Below are 17,081 nucleotides of genomic sequence, written 5' to 3'. Positions count from 1 at the left end.
GCGGGCGCCGCCCCGGCGCGCTAGTGGCACCCGAAGCAGCTCGAGCCCCACCGCGGGCTCACGTCCACGATCCCGTTCACGTGCTGCGCGAGGTCGGTGATCGCCGTCCCCACCCCCGCCGCGGTGCCGGCCGCGTCGGTGTGGCAGAGCTCGCACTGGTTGCCGCCGCCGTGATTCCCGCTGTGCCAGTACCCGGTGCGCGGCGGGTTGCCGTGGCAGGAGTCGCAGGCCATCGGGCCGGCCGTCCAGGTGGGCGTCGCGTTCTTGCCAGCGTAGGGCACCGTGACGGTGACCCCCTGGTCGAGCGAGAAGTCCCACTGGATGTAGGAGTACGTCCCCTGGTACCCGCCGTGGCAGTACGTGCTGGCGCAGGTCGCGCCGGAGCGCGTCCAGGCGGGCGTCGTGCCCAGCGTGGCCAGGCCGCCGAAGGTCACGGTGGCGGTGGGCTGGTCGACGTGGCCCGCCGACAGCAGGCTCGCCGGCTTCACGTGGCAGACCGCGCAGTCGAAGGCCGCCGCGAGGTTCCCGCCGCCGACGTGCGCGGTGTGGGCGCCGACGCGGACCGGGTCGGGCGTCCCGCCGCCGCGCGCCGGATCGCCGTGGCCCCAGGTCGCGCCGGGCGGCGCGCCGGTCGCGTTGTCGGCGCCGCCGTGGCAGCCGGTGCAGGAGGCGAAGTCGCGCCCCGCGCCGCCCGGGCGGTGGCAGCCGTAGCAGCTGACGCTGGTCGAGCCGCCGGCGCCGTCGAGGTTCGGCCCGTGGCAAGGCTGGCAGGCCGAGAGCCCCTTGTCGGCGCTGAAGGCGTGGAACGTCGCGCTCGCCGGGTCCATCCAGGCGGCGTCGTGGCCGCCGGTCGCCTCCACCTGGCCGTCGAGGTGCTTCCCGCCGGCCGCGGGATCGATGATCGCGCCCGCCGCGTCCACCGTCTGGCCGTGGCACGGGTTGCAGCCGGTCAGCGCCGATCCGACGCTCGGGTGCGGCGCGGGCGGCGGGAGGCCGTGGCAGGTGCCGCAGGCCGCCTGGCCCTGGCCCACCTTCGTCCAGTCGGGCTTGGGGTTCGTGCCGCCGGCGAGCGTGGCGCCGTGGCAGTAGGTGCTGCACGTGCTGCCGGCGCGGGTCCAGCTCGTGACCGCTCCCTGCGCCGCCGCGAGGCCGGCGAAGGTCACGGTGGCGGTGGGCTGGTCGACGTGGCCGGCCGCGAGCGCGTCCGAGGGCGTGACGTGGCAGACCGCGCAGTCGAACGTCGGCGCGATCGGGCTCTTCGCGACGTGGGTCGTGTGCGCCCCCACGCGGATCGGATCGGGCGTGCCGCCGCCGCGGGCCGGATCGCCGTGGCCCCAGGTCGCGCCGGGCGGGGCGCCGGTCGCGTTGGCCGCGCCGCCGTGGCACATGGTGCAGCTCGTCCTCCACGCCGCGCCGTGGCACTGGGCGCAGGCGACGCCCACGCTGCCGCCGTCGAGCGCGGCGCCGTGGCAACCCTGGCAGCTCGCGAGCCCCTGGTTCGCGGAGTAGGCGTGGAAGCCGGTGCTCGCCTGGTTCATCCAGTCGACCCCGTGGCCGGTCACCTGGAGGACGCCGTCGAGGTGCTTGCCGCCAGCGGAGGGCGCGATGATGGCGCCGGTGGCGTCGATCGTGTCCGGGTGGCAGGTCCGGCAGGCGGGCAGGCCGCCCGAGACGGCCGGGTGCGGCGAGGGCGGCGGGGTGCCGTGGCAGGTGCCGCAGGCCGCCTGCGCCGGGCCGCCGGTCCAGACCGGCGCGTTGCCGGTGGCGCCGTTGTGGAAGCCGCCGTGGCAGTAGGTGCTGGCGCAGGTCGCGGAGGAGCGCGTCCAGACGGGCACCGCGCCCTGGGCGACGGCGAGGGCGCCGAAGGTCACGGTGGCGGTGGGCTGGTCGACGTGGCCGGCGGCGAGGAGCGTCGCCGGCTTCACGTGGCACGCGTCGCAGCCGAACGCGGGCGCGATCGCGCTGCCGGCGAGGTGGACGGTGTGGGCGCCGACGCGGACGGCGTCGAGCGCGCCGCCGCCGCGCCCCGGATCGCCGGCGTGGCCCCAGGTGGCCTTGGGCGGCGCGCCGGTCGCGTTGTCGGCCCCGCCGTGGCAGGCGGTGCAGGTGGCGAAGTCGGCCGCCGTCCCGCCCGCCTTGTGGCAGCTGGCGCAGGCGACGTTCACCGTGCCGCCCTCGAGCGCCGCGCCGTGGCAGGACGTGCACGCGGCGAGGCCCGCGTTCGCGCTCACGGCGTGGAAGCCGGGGCTGGCCGCGTTCATCCAGTCGGCGCCGTGGCCGGTGGCCTGGACGGCGCCGTCGAGGTGCTTGCCGCCCGCGGAGGGCGGGATGACGTGGCCGGCCGCGTCCACGGTGGCGCCGTGGCAGGGGTTGCACGCCGACGTGCCGCCGGTGACCGCCGGGTGCGGCGAGGGCGGCGGGATCCCGTGGCAGGCGCCGCACGCCGCCTGGCCGGTGCCGACGCTGGTCCAGACGGGGGCCGGGACCGAGCCGCCCTGGAGCGTCGCGCCGTGGCAGTAGGTGGTGCAGGTGGCGCCGGCGCGGGTCCAGCTCGGGGCGGTGCCCAGCGCGGCCAGGCCGGAGAACGCCACGGTCGCGAGCGGCGTGCCGCCCGCCGCGACGGCGTCGATGTGGCCGGCGTCGAGCGCGGCGGCCGGCTTCACGTGGCAGAGCGCGCAGTCGAACGGCGGGGCGAGCTCGCTGCCGGTGACGTGCGCGGTGTGCGCGCCGGTCCGGACCGCGTCGGCCGCGTAGCCCCAGATCGCCTTGGGAGGCGCGCCGGTCGCGTTGTCCGCGCCGCCGTGGCACATGGTGCAGGTCGTCTGCCAGGCGGCGCCGTGGCAGCTCGCGCAGGCGACGCCCGCGAGGCCGCCGTCGAGCGCGGCGCCGTGGCAGGCCTGGCAATCGGCGAGGCCGCGGTCCGCGCTGAAGGCGTGGAAGCCCGGGCTCGAGGTGATCATCCAGTCGGCGCCGTGGCCGGTCGCCTGCACCAGGCCGTCGAGGTGCTTCCCGCCCGCCGCCGGGGCGATCACGGCGCCGGCCGCGTCGACCGTGGCGCCGTGGCAGGGGTTGCAGCCGGGCGTGCCGCCGCTCACCGCCGGGTGCGGCGGCGGCGGGGGCACCCCGTGGCAGGCGCCGCACGCGGCCTGGCTCGGGCCGGCCGTCCACACCGGCGCGGGCACCGAGCCGCCCGTGAGCGTCCCGCCGTGGCAGTAGGTGCTGGCGCAGGTCCCCGGCGAGCGCGCCCACGCCGGCGCTGTGCCCTGCGCGGCGAGGCCGCTGAAGACGACGGCCGCGGTGGCGCCGTCGATGTGGCCGGGCGAGAGCGCGTCGGCCGGCTTCACGTGGCAGACCCCGCAGTCGAAGGGGGGCGCGAGGGCGCCGCCGGTGACGTGCGGCGTGTGCGCGCCGACGCGGACGAGGTCGGCGGCCTGGCCCCAGGTCGCCCTGGGCGGCGCGCCGGTCAGGTTGTCCGTGCCGCCGTGGCACATCGTGCAGCTCGTGCGCCAGGTGGCGCCGTGGCAGTCGCGGCAGCCGACGCTGGTCGAGCCGCCGATGCCGTCGAGGTTCGCGCCGTGGCAGAACTGGCAGGAGGAGAGGCCGCGGTCGGCACTGAAGGCGTGGAACCCGCTGCTCCCCTGGTCCATCCACGAGGCGTCGTGACCACCCGTGAACTCGACGAAGCCGTCGAGGTGCTTGCCGCCGCTCGCCGGCGGCACGAGGACCCCCTTCGCGTCGATGGTGGCCGGGTGGCACGGGTTGCAGGAGGTGAGGCCGCCGGTGATCGCCGGGTGCGGCGCCGCGGGAGGCAGGCCGTGGCAGGTGCCGCACGCCCCCTGCGCCGCCCCGCCGGTCCACACCGGCGCGTTCGAGGCGTTCCCGCCCGGGAAGGCGCCGTGGCAGTAGGTGCTGGAGCAGGTGGCGCTGCCGCGATCCCAGCTCACGCCCTGCCCCACCCCCTGCACCGCCAGGCCGCCGAAGGTGACGGTGGCGGTCGGGCCGTCGAGGTGGCCGGCCGCGAAGGCGTCGGCCGGCTTCAGGTGGCAGACGCCGCAGTCGAAGGGAGGCGCGACGGCGCCGCCGGTGACGTGGATGGTGTGCGCGCCGACGCGGATCGGGTCGAGCGTGCCGCCGCCGCGGTTCGGGACGCCGGTGCCCCAGATCGAGTCGGGCGGCGCGCCGGTCGTGTTGTCCCGCCCGCCGTGGCACATGGTGCAGGTGGTCGCCCAGCTCGCGCCGTGGCAGGTGGCGCAGGCGACGCCGGCGAGGCCGCCATCGAGCCGGGCGCCGTGGCAGCCCTGGCAGGTGGCGAGGCCGGCGTTGGCGTGGAAGGCGTGGAAGTCGGGGCTCGCCTGGTCCATCCAGCTCCCCGGGTGCCCGCCCTCGGGCAGGCCGTCGAGGTGCTTGCCCCCGGCGGACGGCGGGATGACGGCGCCGGCCGCGTCCACCGTCTGCGCGTGACAGCCGTGGCAGGCGGGCGCGCCGCCCGCGACCGCCGGGTGCGGCGCGAGCGGCGGCAGGCCGTGGCAGGTGCCGCAGGCGGCCTGCGTGCCGTCGAGGCGGCTCCAGGTGGGCGAGGTGTTCGTGCCGCCGGAGAGCGTCGCGCCGTGGCAGTAGGTGCCGGCGCAGCGCGCGCCCGCGCGGTCCCAGCCCGGCTTCGCGCCGCCGGTCGTGGCGAGCGCGCCGAACGCGAGGGTGGCGGTCGGGCCGTCCAGGTGGCCCGTCGAGAGGATGCCGGAGGGCGTCAGGTGGCAGGCGCCGCAGTCGAAGGCGGGCGCGAGGGCGCTGCCCGCCACGTGGACGGTGTGCGCGCCGACGCGGGTGGCGCGCTCGGCGGGAGACCCGCCGCCGCGCGCCGGGTCGGCGTCGCTGCCCCAGATGGCGCGGGGCGGCGCCCCGGTGGCGCTGTCGACGCCGCCGTGACAGCCGGTGCAGCCGGCGAAGTCGGGCGCGCTGCCGCCGGCGCGGTGGCAGTCGGCGCAGGGCGGGCCGACGCCGCCCTCGAGGCCCGTCCCGTGGCAGGCGGTGCACGAGGCGACGTCGCGGTCGGCCGTGAAGGCGTGGAAGTTGGAGCTCGCGCGATCCATCCAGGACGCCTCGTGCGGGCTCGTCGCCTCGACCTGGCCGTCGAGGTGCTTGCCGCCGGCGGCGGGCGGGATGAGCTGGCCCGAGGCGTCGACGGTCAGCGCGTGGCAGCCGTTGCACGCCACCGTGCCGCTGGCGCGCACGGTCGGGTGCGGCGCCGGCGGCGGCAGGCCGTGACAGGTGCCGCACTCCGCCTGGCCGGAGACGCCGGCCCAGGCGGGCGAGGTGCGGGTGCCTCCGGCGAGCGTGCCGCCGTGGCAGTAGGTCCCGCTGCAGGTCCCGGTCGCCCGGTCCCAGACCGGCACCGTGCCCTGGGCGGCGATGCCCACGAAGGCGACGGTGGCGCGCGGGGTCGCGCCCGCGGCGACCGCGTCCACGTGCCCGGGCGAGAGCGCGTCGGCCGGCTTCACGTGGCAGACGCCGCAGTCGAACGGCGGGGCCGCCGCGCTGCCCGCCAGGTGGGCGGTGTGCGCGCCGACCCGCAGGAGGTCGGCTGCGCCGCCGCCCCGCCGCGGATCGCCGGCGTAGCCCCAGAGCGCCTTGGGCGGCGCGCCGGTGGCGTTGTCGCCGCCGCCGTGGCACATGGTGCAGCTCGTCCGCCAGCTCGCGCCGTGGCAGCTCGCGCAGGCGACGGCGGCGATCCCGCCGTCGAGCGCCGCCCCGTGGCACGCCTGGCAGGTGGCGAGGCCGCGGTCGGCGCTGAGCGCGTGGAACCCGCTGCTCGCCGGATCCGTGAACGCCGCCGGGTGGCCGAAGTCCACCTGCCCGTTCACGTGCTGCCCCCCCGCGTCCGGCGAGAGGATCGCGCCGGACGCGTCCACGGTGGTGGCGTGGCAGGCCTGGCACCCGGCGACGCCCTCCGGAACCGCGGGGTGCGGCGCGGGCGGCGGGACGCCGTGGCAGGTCCCGCAGGCCGCCTCGCCCTGGCCGACCTGGGTCCAGTCGGGCGAGGTGCCGGTGCCGCCGCCGAGCGTGGCCCCGTGGCAGTAGACGTTGCTGCAGCGATGGGTGGTCGGGTCGAGCGCGGGCGCGAGCTTCCCGCTCGCGGTGGCGAGCGCGCCGAAGGCGAGCTCGACCTTGCCGTCGCGGTGGACCTGGGAGCCCGACCGCGGGTCCGGGTGGCACTGCGCGCAGTCGTAGGCGCCGGCGAGCGCGCCCGCGGTGACGTGCGCGGTGTGGGCGCCCACGCCCGGGAACGTCGTCTCGTGCCGGCCGGCGACGCTCACCGGCGGCGCGCCGGTCTGGTTGTCGCCGCCGCCGTGGCAGCGGATGCAGGTCTCGGTGGCGTTGGGCGAGCCGGACTTGCGAGGCGACCGGCTGTTCCCGCACCCGGCGGCCAGCACGGCCAGCGCCGCCGCCGCCGCGACCGCACCCACCGTCGATCGAGCCATCGCGTCCCCCTCCTGCCGCACACTCAACGCACGTTGGAGGCAAGGTAGGTCCCAGGCCGCCAAGCGGGCGCCCTCTCACCGAGGGTGCGACAATTCAACTCAATGCCCACACGGGCTTTCCTTGATCCCGCGGGTCGCGGGAGGGGCGCGCCCGGCGGGGACCGGGGTGCGCGCGGCGGTGCGGACCTCGCGAGCGGTCCGTACCGTTTCCGCATGACCGCGCTCTACCTCCTCGCCGCGGCGCTCGTCGGGGCGACGAGCCCCGACCCGGGCCCACCCGCGAAGGACTGCACCCGGTTCACGTCGCACTACCGCGCGCTGCTCCAGCACCAGGCCGCGCTCGATGCCACCGTCACCCGCGAGGGAGGCGACCGCGCCCCGGCGGCCGCGGAGCACGCCGAGGCGCGCGCGGAGGCGGGCGAGGTCGCGGCCGACCTCGAGGATGCGACGCTGCGCGCCTGCCGCCGCGCGAACGGCTCCCAGTACGAGTGCGTGGTGACCGCCGACCGCTACGAGGATCTCGCGAGCTGCGCCCTGCCCGGGTTGCCCGTCCTGGCCCGCGGGGACCGGCGCGACGTGCCGGAGTCCCAGCAGCCGCCGCCGTCCCCCGAGGAGCGCGCCCACGCGAGCCAGCGGGTCCTCGACGAGTACGTGGGGGCCGGGAAGATCGACCTCGACGCGCTGGGGACCGCTTCGGGCGGTCCTGCGCCCGAAGGTCAGCCGGAGCCGCCGGCAGCGCGCGAGGGGGAGTAGCGCCGGGAGGCGCCGTCAGCTCCGTGGGCCGCGGCGGCGAACGCGCGCCGCGAGCCACCACGCCGGCCCGACGGCTGCGACCACCGCGCCGAGCGCCAGCGACGACAGCCCGAACGCCCCCGGCTCGCGCCGCCCCTGCCACGCCGCCAGCGCGAGCAGGGCTGCCGGGCACACCGAGAGCGCGACCACCCCGGGCAGGCCGCCCGGGATCTTGAACGGCCGCGGCAGCTCCGGCTCGCGCACGCGCAGCGCCACCAGCGCCACGAGCTCCAGGAGCAGGGCCGCCCCGTAGAGCAGGACGTCGATCTCGACCAGGCGCCGCATCCCGAGCCCGACGCACGCCGCGGAGAGCGCGCCGCCGAGGAGCACGGCGGCGAGGGGCGCGCCGGTCCGCGCGCTCCGCTCCGCCAGGCGCCCCGGGAGCCAGCCGTCCTCCGCCAGCGCGACCGGCAGGCGCGACCACGAGAGCAGGAGCGCGTTGTACATGCCGGCCGCGGAGATGGCGCCGCCCAGCGCGATCGCCAGCGCGAGCGCCGGTCCACCCAGCCCGGCGCCGATCTCCACCCAGCTCCCGGCCGACCACGCAGGCGGCGTGAGCCCCGAGACGGCGGCCGCGGCCACCGTGACGAGGTACGAGATCGCGATGGCCGCGGTCGCCGTCGCCATCGCCCGCGGGTAGGAGCGCTCGGGCCGCCGCACCTCGCCGGCGAAGGTGGAGGCGTTGTCGAAGCCCATGAGGTTCCACATGGCGAGCATGAGCCCCGCCGCGAGGCCGCCCTCCCCCGCGGCGGCCGGCGCCGCGAAGGCGGCGCGCGCGGGCCCGAGCCCCGCGGTGCCAGCGCGCCAGGCCGCGAGCGCCACGAGCAGCGCGAACGGCGCGAACAAGGCCGCCCCGAACACGGCCGAGCCGCGCCCGATCGAGCGGATGCCCGCCGCGTTCCAGGCCGTGCAGAGCGCGATCATCGCGACGCCGAGCCACCAGCCGGGCGCGCCGGGCTGGTCGCCGCCGAGCGCAGGCCAGAGGCGGCCGAGGTAGGTGACGAGCAGCGTCGGGTAGATGGCGATGTCGACGATGCCGACCGCCATCGACAGCCACGCCTCCTGCAGCCCCCAGAACGGCCCCAGCGCCCGCCGGACCCAGGCGTAGTAGCCGCCGGTGGCGGGCAGCGCGGCGGCGAGTTCGCCGACGAGCAGCGCCACCGGCAGGCTCCACACCAGCGGCACGACGGCCAGGAGCGCCAGCGCGCCCGGGTAGCCGTAGCCGAGCACGATCTCCTCGAGCCCGTAGGGCCCGCCGGAGACGATGAAGAAGGTGGCCGCCGCGAGGCCCAGCGTGGACATCCGGTTTCGCGGGGGTGGACGCAGCAAGGGCACCCTTTCTCGACGACCCGCTCCCACGCGCCGTGGCACGCACGCGTACCGCCCGCAGGCCCGAAGCACCCTAGCAGGCACCCCGAGCAGGGCCCAGCCCGAGCAGTCCGCCGTCGCGTGGCGGCTGGTGTCCGTCGCGTTGTCGCGCGCCGCCGCTGCGTGCCTCCTCTCGCCTAGGCGCTCAGGCCGCGGCGAGAGGTCGCGGCCCCAGCCATGCACTGTCAGTGCATGATGCGTCGCCTCGACTTTCCATCGTCGCGCCGCCCGGAGGGAAACCGTGCGCTCACGGCTCGTCTGCAGCGCCTCGCCGTTCACGCTCGCGCTCGCGTCCACGCTGCTCGCCTGCTCCGTCGCGCCGAGCTGGGAGGCGTCCTTGGCGCCCGCCACGGGTGCCCGCCGGACCGCGCCGGCGCGAGCCACCGGTGCGCCGGCGTGCGACCCCGCGAACCCCGCCGTCGCGGCTCACGTCGACCACGACCGCGACTCCGTGGCTCACCCGGCGCTCGCTTGCGCCGAGTGCCACGCCCGCGCCAGCGACTGCGCGCCTGGCGAGCCCCCTGCCACGGTGCGGTTCGGCGCGCTGGCCGGCGCCGGCGGAGCGTCGCCGCAGTGGGACGCGGCGGCGCGCACCTGCTCCGGCGTTTACTGCCACGGCGCGAAGATGCGGTCCCCTCCACCCGCGCCATCCTGGGTCTACGTCGACAACGCCCCGACGCGGCCGCTCGCCGTGGCCTGCTCCGTCTGCCACGGCTACCCTCCCCCGGCGCCCCACCTCCCCATGACCGCCTGCCGCGGCTGCCACCCGTCCACCGTCCTGCCGGACGGCACCATCGACCTCGCCGGCGGACATCACCTGGACGGTGTCGTGGACGTGGACGCGGGGGGTGTCGGCGCCGACTGCACCGCCTGCCACGGATTCCCACCGGCCACCGGGGCGCACCTGGCGCACGACGGCCTCGGCGCGCCGCGCCCGGCGGCGGGTTACGGCAGCGTCTGGATCCTGCAGGACCTCTTCCCCGCCGCGTCGCCGGCCGAAGCGCCGCCGGTCTATTCCTTCGGCTGCGGAAACTGCCACCCGATCGATCGCGCCCGGCACTTCGACGGCACGGTCGAGGTGACGCTCTACGAGGCCGCCGCGCCGGCGGGCTCTCCGAAGGCGCGCGCCTCGGCCTCGGCCGCGTACGACCCCGCCACCGGCACCTGCAGCGGCGTCTACTGCCACTCCGGCGGGCAGGAGACGCCCGTCTACGTGGCCACCCCCGGCTGGACCTCGGGCGCGAAGCCGGGGTGCGACGGGTGCCACGCCAACCCGCCGCGCTATGCGACCGGCGGCGCGGGCGCCGCCGACGCCAACAGCCACCTCGCGCTGGCGGACGACGGCTGGGAGTATGGCCACTTCCTCGGCCTACCCGGGCCCTTCCACGGCCCCAAGCACGGCGGCGCCTGGGCGGGAGAGGACGCGGCGCCCATCACCTGCCAGACCTGCCACTTCGACACGACGGATCCGTCCAGCGCCGGGCCGTCGGGGTTCTACTGGCTCGACACCACCGGCGCCTACCAGCTCCCCGGCGGGGATCCTTCGCGCCTCACCACCTCCTGGTACGCGGAGCTCCAGTGCACCACCTGCCACACCGGTCAAGCGGGCGGGGCGCCCGCGGGCGCGGGGAAGGTGCTGCCGCTGCGGCACGTGAACGGGCGGCGCGACGTCGCCTTCGACCCGCGCCTGTCGCTGACCGCCCTCGACTGGCTGCCTCCCGCGCCAGGCCGGCCGTCCCGGCCCTACTGGGAGACGAACGCCGGCACGTACATGCCCTGGCCGCCGGACGTCACCTGGGACGGGGGGACGGCATCGTTCAGCCTGGCGGCGAGCAGCTACGACCCCGCCACCAAGACCTGCTCGAACGTGGCGTGCCACCTCGTGGAGCAGCCGGTGTGGGGACGCCCCTACCAGTGGATCACGGACGGCGGCCCGACCTGCAACGCCTGCCACCCCATGTGACGGCGCCGCCGCTCACGCCGCGTTCGCCTTCACCTCGGCCACCAGCTTCTCCAAGGACGACTTCGCGTCCCCGAACAGCATCGAGGTCCGGTCCGAGTAGAACAGCTCGTTCTCGATGCCGGCGAAGCCGGGGTTCATCGACCGCTTGAGGACGATGACGCTCTTCGCCTGGTCCACGTTGAGGATGGGCATCCCGTAGATCGGGCTCGCCTTGTCGTTCCGGGCCGCCGGGTTCACCACGTCGTTCGCGCCGATGACGAGCGCCACGTCGGCCTGCGGGAACTCGCCGTTGATCTCGTCCATCTCCTTCAGCTTGTCGTAGGGGATGTTCGCCTCGGCGAGGAGGACGTTCATGTGGCCGGGCATGCGGCCCGCCACCGGGTGGATGGCGTACTTCACCTCGCCGCCGTTCTTCTCGATGAGGTCGGCCAGCTCGCGCACCGCGTGCTGCGCCTGCGCCACCGCCATCCCGTAGCCGGGGACCACGATCACCGAGCGGGCGTAGCCGAGCTGGATGGCGGCGTCCTCGGGCGAGATGGGCTTCACGGTGAGCCCGGCGGCGGTCTTGGCGCTCTTCTCGGGCGGCTTGCCGAAGGCGCCGAAGAGGATGTTGCCGAAGGAGCGGTTCATCGCCTTCGACATCACCATCGACAGGATGAAGCCGGAGGCGCCGTCGAGGGCACCGGCGATGATGAGCACCTCGTTCCCGATGGCGAAGCCGGTGGCGGCGGAGGCGAGGCCGGCGTAGCTGTTGAGCAGCGAGATCACCACCGGCATGTCGGCGCCGCCGATGGGGAGCACCAGCGACACGCCCACCACCAGCCCCAGCCCCACCATGAGGTAGAAGGCCCAGGGCGTGAACGGCTGGAAGACGAGCCAGGCGAAGAGGCCCACCGTCCCCAGGAAGACGAGGCCGTTCACCGCGTTCTGGCCCTTGAAGGTGACCGGGACGCCGGGCAGGAACTCCTGCAGCTTCCCGAAGGCCATGAAGCTGCCGGTGATGGTGAGCGAGCCGAACAGCACCTCGAAGCCAAGCGCCGCCATGGTGGCGTGCGGCACCTGGGCGCCGTTGCCCAGCGTGTAGAACTCGGCGATGCCGACCAGCGTGGCCGCCAGCGCGCCGAACATGTGCGAGATGGCGATCCGCTGCGGCATGGCCGTCATCGGCACGAACATGCCGAGCGGGTACCCGATGGCGCTGCCCAGGGCGAGGCCGGCGACGATGTACCTGTAGTCGACGATCTCGTGCTTGGTGAGCGTGCCGACGATGGCGAGCGCCATCCCCAGCGCCGCCTGCTGCATGCCGCGCCGGGCGCTGTCAGGCTTGGTGAGGCTGCGCAGGCCGAGGATGAAGAGGACCGACGCGGCGAGGTAGCTCGCCTGCGTGAAGAGGTAGGAGGCGCTCACGCCTTCACCTCCTTCGCCTTCGGCTTCTCCGCGTGGCGGAACATCTTCAGCATGCGGTCGGTGATGAGGAACCCGCCCACCACGTTGATGGTGGCGGCGGTCACCGCGACGAAGCCGAGCCAGGTGGCGACTCGGTTCTGGTCCGAGCCGGCCGCCACCAGCGAGCCGACGAGCGAGATGGCGCTGATGGCGTTGGTGGCGCTCATGAGCGGCGTGTGCAGCAGCGCCGGGACCTTGGTGATGACCTGGAACCCGACGAAGCCGGCCAGGACGAAGACGTAGAGCTCGATCAGTGACGTTCCGTGCATCGCTTCTCCCTGGAGGCGGCGCGCCGCGCGCTCACTTCTTCCGGATCTCCCCGGCGTGCGTCACCACCATCGCCCCCGTGATCTCGTCCTGGAGGTCGAGCTTCGGCTTCCCCTCCTTGTCGAGGAGGTGCCCGAGCAGCGCCTGGAGGTTCCTGCTGTAGGTCTGGCTGGCGTGGAAGGCGAGCGTGGAGGGCACGTTCACCGGCCCGAGCACGAGCACCCCACCGACGTCCACCGCCTCGCCGGCCCGCGTCAGCTCGCAGTTCCCGCCGCTCTCGGCGGCGAGGTCCACGATGACCGCGCCCGGCTTCATCGCGCGCACCATCTCGGCCGAGATGAGCCGCGGCGCCGGCCGGCCGGGGATCTGGGCGGTGGTGACGACGAGGTCCTGGGAGACGAGGTGCTTCGCCACCGCCTCGGTCACGCGTCGCTGCTGGTCCTCGGCGAGCTCCTTCGCGTAGCCGCCCTGCCCCTCCGCCTGGACCGCCACCTCGACGAAGGTGGCCCCGAGCGACTGCACCTGCTCCTTCACCACCGGCCGCACGTCGAAGGCGGAGACCACGGCGCCGAGCCGCCGCGCGGTGGCGATGGCCTGCAGCCCCGCCACGCCCGCCCCGAGCACGAAGCAGCGCGCCGGCGCGAGCGTGCCGGCGGCGGTGGTCATCATGGGCAGGATGCGGTTCAGCGCCTCCGCGCCGATGACGACCGCCTTGTAGCCGGCCAGGTTCGCCTGCGAGCTGAGCGCGTCCATCGCCTGGGCCCGCGTGATGCGCGGCACGAGCTCCATGGCGAGGGCGGTCACCTTGCGCGCGGCGAGCGCCGCGAGGGCCCCGGCGCTCGAGGCCGGCGCGAGGAAGGACACGAGCAGCGCGCCCTCGCGCAGCCGGCCCGCCTCCTCGAGCGACGGGCGCTGCACCTTGAGCACCAGCTCGGCGCCCAGCGCCTCCGCCGCGTCGCCGAGGCGCGCCCCGGCCGCCGCGTACGGCGCGTCCGGAAAGCCCGCGGCCTGGCCGGCGCCGCGCTCGACCACCACCTCGTGGCCACCCTTCGTGAGCCGCGCCACCGTCTCCGGGACGAGCGCCACCCGGCGCTCGCCGGCGGCGGTCTCGCGTGGGACTCCGATCCGCATCCGCACCCCCTACCTCCTCGCGCTCGAAGGCGGAGGAGAGGTCGAGGGCAGTTAACACGGAAGAAGTGCGCGCGGGACTCCGAGGAGGAGCCGGGTACCCCGGCGGGGCACCATGCCGCGCGGCGGGGTGACGCGGAGCCACTCTCAATGGCAGCCGATGCAGGTCGATCCGAAACCCTTGATCTCGATCTGACCGTTGACGTGCTGGGCCGGATTGGTGATTCCCGTGCCGACGCCTGCGTCGGTCCCGATCGCGTCGGGGTGGCAGACCTGGCACGCGCTGCCGCCCTGATGGGCGCCGTGCCAGCTCCCCGTGCGCGGCGGGTTGGCGTGGCACGAGTCGCAGGCCATGGCCCCATCCGACCATGCCGGCGCGCTGCCCTTCCCGGCGTAGCTCACGACGATGGGCGCACCCGGCTGGTCGAGCGACCAATCCCAATTGCTGTAGGTAAAGGTCCCCGCGTAGTTCCCGTGGCAGTACGTCGCCGAGCAGGAGGCAGCCCCGCCATTCCAGACCGGGGCCGCCGCACCGCCCGGCGTGACGGTCCCATTCCCAGCCCCATAGCTCGCCCCGCTGCCCGCCGTCGCGCGGGCGCCCCACGCCATCGCGACCGTCCCGGTGGCATGGGTGGTCGAGGTCGGCACCGTGTGGCACTCCGAGCACCAGAGCGGCGACGTCAGTACCGCCCGGTTGAAGTGCGCCAGGTGGCCGCCGACCGCGGTCGACGAGGTCTGGCCGGAGGTGTCCACCGGCGGCCCCGCCTTCGCGTTCGTCGGGTCCGCGCCCGCGACGGGCACGCGCGTCGGGTCGCCGTGGCACGAGGTGCAGGTCATCGCGTTCACGTCGAGCTTGCCGTCGAGGTGCGTCGCCGGGTTGACGGTGGTCGCGCTGTAGCCCGCCCCGTGGCAGCTCCCGCAGGCGGTGCTGGCCGGGTGGCCGCCGCCGGGCGGCGCGCCGTGGCACGAGGTGCAGCCGAGCGTCACGTCCTGCGCCCAGGTCATGGTCGCGTTCGCGCCGTTCTTGAAGGCGCCGTGGCAGTAGGTGCTGGCGCAGCTCGTCCCGTCCCAGGTCGGCGCCGGCGTGACGCCGCCCCAGGTGGCGTTCTTCGCCAGCGGGCCGAACGCGAACGCGACGGTGCCGTTCACGTGCGCCGTGTCGCCGGGCGGCGGCACGGCGTTGGAGTGGCAGTCGGAGCAGGCGAGCGGCGCCGAGCGGAAGGTGGCCTGGTTCACGTGCGCGGCGTGGGCGCCGACCCCGCGGGCGGAGGCCGTCAGGTTGCCGTGCGAGTCGGCCGGCGGCGCGGCCTTGACGTTCGCGTCGGCGCCGGCGAGCGGGACGCGGCTCGCGTCGCCGTGGCACGAGGTGCAGGTCATCGGGAGCAGGTCGAGGTGGCCGTCCACGTGGGTCGCGACGTTCACGCTCGCCGGCCCGTAGCCCGGGTGGCAGTTGCCGCAGCTCGTGTTCACGGGGTGCGGCGGCGGGGGCGGCAGCGTGTGGCAGCTCCCGCACGCCACCTGCGAGCCGTCCACCGTCGTCCAGACCGGCGCGTTGGCGGTGTTCCCGCCGGTGAACTGACCGTGGCAGTACACGTTGCTGCAGGTGGCGGTCGCGACGGCGAAGCTCGCCTGGGCGCCGCCCTGGGTGGCGAGCGCGCCGAAGGTGAGTTGGACGGTGCCGTCCGCGTGCGTGAGCGAGCTCGGCACCACGTGGCACTCGGAGCAGGCGACCGCCTTCCCCACCGTGCCGCCCGCGAGGTGGGCCTGGTGCGCCCCGACCGCGAGCGCGGTGGTGGCCGTCTCGCCGCGCGTCCCGAAGGGCGGCGCGGGGTTCTGCGCCGAGCCGTGGCACGAGCTGCACGTCATGGAGCCCACGTCGTTCTTGCCGTCGACGTGCGTGGCGGCGACGACCGACGACGAGGTGTAGCCGGTGTGGCAGCCGCCGCAGGCGCTGTTCTGCGGGTGCGGCGACGGCGGAGGGATGGTGTGGCAGCTGCCGCACGCCGCCTGCCCGCTCCCCCCGGTCCAGGCCGGGGCGTTCAGGGCGTTCCCGCCGGTGAACTGGCCGTGGCAGTAGCTCGCGGTGCAGCTCGTCCCATCCCAGGCGGGCTTCGCGCCGCCGGTGAGGGCCACGCCGCCGAAGGTGACCTTCGCCGCGCCGTCGGCGTGCAGGGGCGAGGATGGCACGACGTGGCACTCCTCGCAGAGGACCGGGCGCGCCACCCCGCCGCCGGAGAGGTGCGCCTGGTGCGCGCCCACCGCGCGATCGGTGGTGAGCGTCTCGCCGCGCGTCCCGGCCGGCGGCGCGGGATTCAGCGCCGACCCGTGGCAGGAGCTGCACGTCAGCCCGGCCACGTCGAGCTTGCCGTCGACGTGGAGGGCGGCGTTCACCGACGACGAGGTGTAGCCGGGGTGGCAGGTGCCGCAGGAGCTGTTCGGCGGGTGAGGCGCCGGCGGCGGCACGCCGTGGCAGTTGCCGCAGGCGGCCTCGGCGCTGCCGCCGTTCCAGAGCGGGACCGGGTGCTTCCCGCCGGAGAGCGTCGCCCCGTGGCAGTAGGTGGCGGCGCAGGAGCCGGAGGCGGCGTCCCAGGCCGGCGCCGCGCCCAGCCCGGCGGCCAGCGGCCCGAAGTCCACGTCGACCTTCTCGTCCGGGTGCTCGCCCTGGACCTCGGCGGCGCTCCGCGCGTGGCACTCGGCGCAGGCGAGCGGCGGCCGGAGCGGCGTCCCCTCCCCGTTCACGTGGGCGAGGTGCGCGCCGGCCGCAGCGCCGGTCACCGTCCCGGGCGGCGCGGCCCGGACCAGCGGGTCGGCGCCCGCGACCGCGACGCGCGTCCCGTCCCCGTGGCAGGCGGAGCAGGCCTCGCCGCCCCCGAAGTCCACCACGCCGTTCAGGTGCTTGCCGCCTGCCAGATCGATCTCCCCCCCGGCGGTCACCGTGCGCGAGTGGCAGCGCGCGCACGCGGCCGCCGGAGCGTCCGGCGTCCGGACGAACCCCTGGGGATGGCGCCCGCCGGGCGGGAACCCGTGGCAGCTCGAGCAGTCGAGGGTGCTGCTCCCGGCCTGGTAGCGCCCGGCCCAGCTCGGCTGGGTGCGCGTACCGCCATCGAGGGTGACGCCGTGGCAGTAGACGGTGCAGGTGGCGTCGGGCCGGCTCCGCGCGTCGGCCGCGTCGGCGGGGCCGAAGGCGACGGACGGCGCCACCCCGCGGGCGCGCGCGAGGCCGCTCGATCCGGGCGCGTCGAAGCGCACCACGGCCACGCCGCCGCCCAGGTGGCCCGGCTCGGTCACCGAGGCGGGCACGGCGTGGCACTCCTGGCAGGCCACCGGGCCGCGGAAGTGCCCGGCGACGAGGTGGCTCTGGTGGGCCCCCACCGCCGGGTCGGCCGTGTCGGTCGCGCCGTTGACGGCGCGGGGAGGCGCGGCGTTCTCGTGGGCGGGATCTCCGTGGCACTGCGTGCACGTGGCGAGCGCGGCGCTCGCCGACGAGCCGGAACGCACCGGCCGGGCCCCGCAGGCCAGGGCCGCGGCGGCGAGCACCGCGAGTGACGAGGCGCAGCGAGGCGACATCGGGGTGCTCCCAGGTGACGTCGCGGACCAGCCGGGGATCGACCCCGTCCGGTCCTGAGACGTAAAGCTCCAGT

At 76.1% G+C, this 17,081-nt stretch carries 8 protein-coding genes; 2 read left to right on the top strand and 6 right to left on the bottom strand.

Annotation, left to right across the window (positions count from 1 at the left end):
- Positions 1-20: 20 nt before the first annotated feature.
- The gene (locus HWY08_RS09075; protein WP_176064559.1) at positions 21-6,476 is read right to left on the bottom strand and encodes a CxxxxCH/CxxCH domain c-type cytochrome; all 6,456 of its coding nucleotides are present in this window, start codon (positions 6,474-6,476) and stop codon (positions 21-23) included.
- 213 nt (positions 6,477-6,689) lie between these two features.
- On the opposite strand from HWY08_RS09075, the gene HWY08_RS09070 reads away from it, so the two are divergent.
- A complete protein-coding gene (locus HWY08_RS09070; protein ID WP_176064558.1) occupies positions 6,690-7,229 on the top strand; it encodes a hypothetical protein in 540 nt (179 codons plus the stop codon).
- A gap of 15 nt (positions 7,230-7,244) precedes the next feature.
- Here HWY08_RS09070 and HWY08_RS09065 read toward each other — a convergent pair whose 3' ends face one another.
- The gene (locus HWY08_RS09065; protein WP_176064557.1) at positions 7,245-8,570 is read right to left on the bottom strand and encodes an APC family permease; all 1,326 of its coding nucleotides are present in this window, start codon (positions 8,568-8,570) and stop codon (positions 7,245-7,247) included.
- A gap of 307 nt (positions 8,571-8,877) precedes the next feature.
- Here HWY08_RS09065 and HWY08_RS09060 point away from each other — a divergent pair, with 307 nt between their 5' ends.
- Positions 8,878-10,599 (top strand): CxxxxCH/CxxCH domain c-type cytochrome, encoded by a 1,722-nt coding sequence (locus HWY08_RS09060; RefSeq protein WP_176064556.1) that lies wholly within the window; start codon positions 8,878-8,880, stop codon positions 10,597-10,599.
- Positions 10,600-10,611: 12 nt separating this feature from the next.
- Here HWY08_RS09060 and HWY08_RS09055 read toward each other — a convergent pair whose 3' ends face one another.
- The 4 genes from HWY08_RS09055 to HWY08_RS09040 all read right to left on the bottom strand — a co-directional run bounded on the left by HWY08_RS09055 (position 10,612) and on the right by HWY08_RS09040 (position 17,007).
- Positions 10,612-12,006 (bottom strand): NAD(P)(+) transhydrogenase (Re/Si-specific) subunit beta, encoded by a 1,395-nt coding sequence (locus HWY08_RS09055; RefSeq protein WP_176064555.1) that lies wholly within the window; start codon positions 12,004-12,006, stop codon positions 10,612-10,614.
- The gene (locus tag HWY08_RS09050) at positions 12,003-12,314 is read right to left on the bottom strand and encodes an NAD(P) transhydrogenase subunit alpha part 2 (RefSeq protein WP_176064554.1); all 312 of its coding nucleotides are present in this window, start codon (positions 12,312-12,314) and stop codon (positions 12,003-12,005) included. Before HWY08_RS09050 ends, HWY08_RS09055 begins: the two co-directional genes overlap by 4 nt.
- Positions 12,315-12,345: 31 nt before the next feature.
- Positions 12,346-13,443, bottom strand: coding sequence for a Re/Si-specific NAD(P)(+) transhydrogenase subunit alpha (locus HWY08_RS09045; protein ID WP_176064553.1), 1,098 nt, complete (start codon positions 13,441-13,443; stop codon positions 12,346-12,348).
- A 144-nt stretch (positions 13,444-13,587) separates the two neighbouring features.
- Positions 13,588-17,007, bottom strand: a complete 3,420-nt coding sequence (locus tag HWY08_RS09040) for a CxxxxCH/CxxCH domain c-type cytochrome (protein ID WP_176064552.1) — start codon at positions 17,005-17,007, stop codon at positions 13,588-13,590.
- Positions 17,008-17,081: the final 74 nt, after the last annotated feature.

The organism is Anaeromyxobacter diazotrophicus, assembly GCF_013340205.1.
GTDB lineage: Bacteria > Myxococcota > Myxococcia > Myxococcales > Anaeromyxobacteraceae > Anaeromyxobacter_A > Anaeromyxobacter_A diazotrophicus.
Note: the sequence above shows the minus strand (reverse complement) of the source record. Positions and strands in the feature narration are given on the sequence as shown.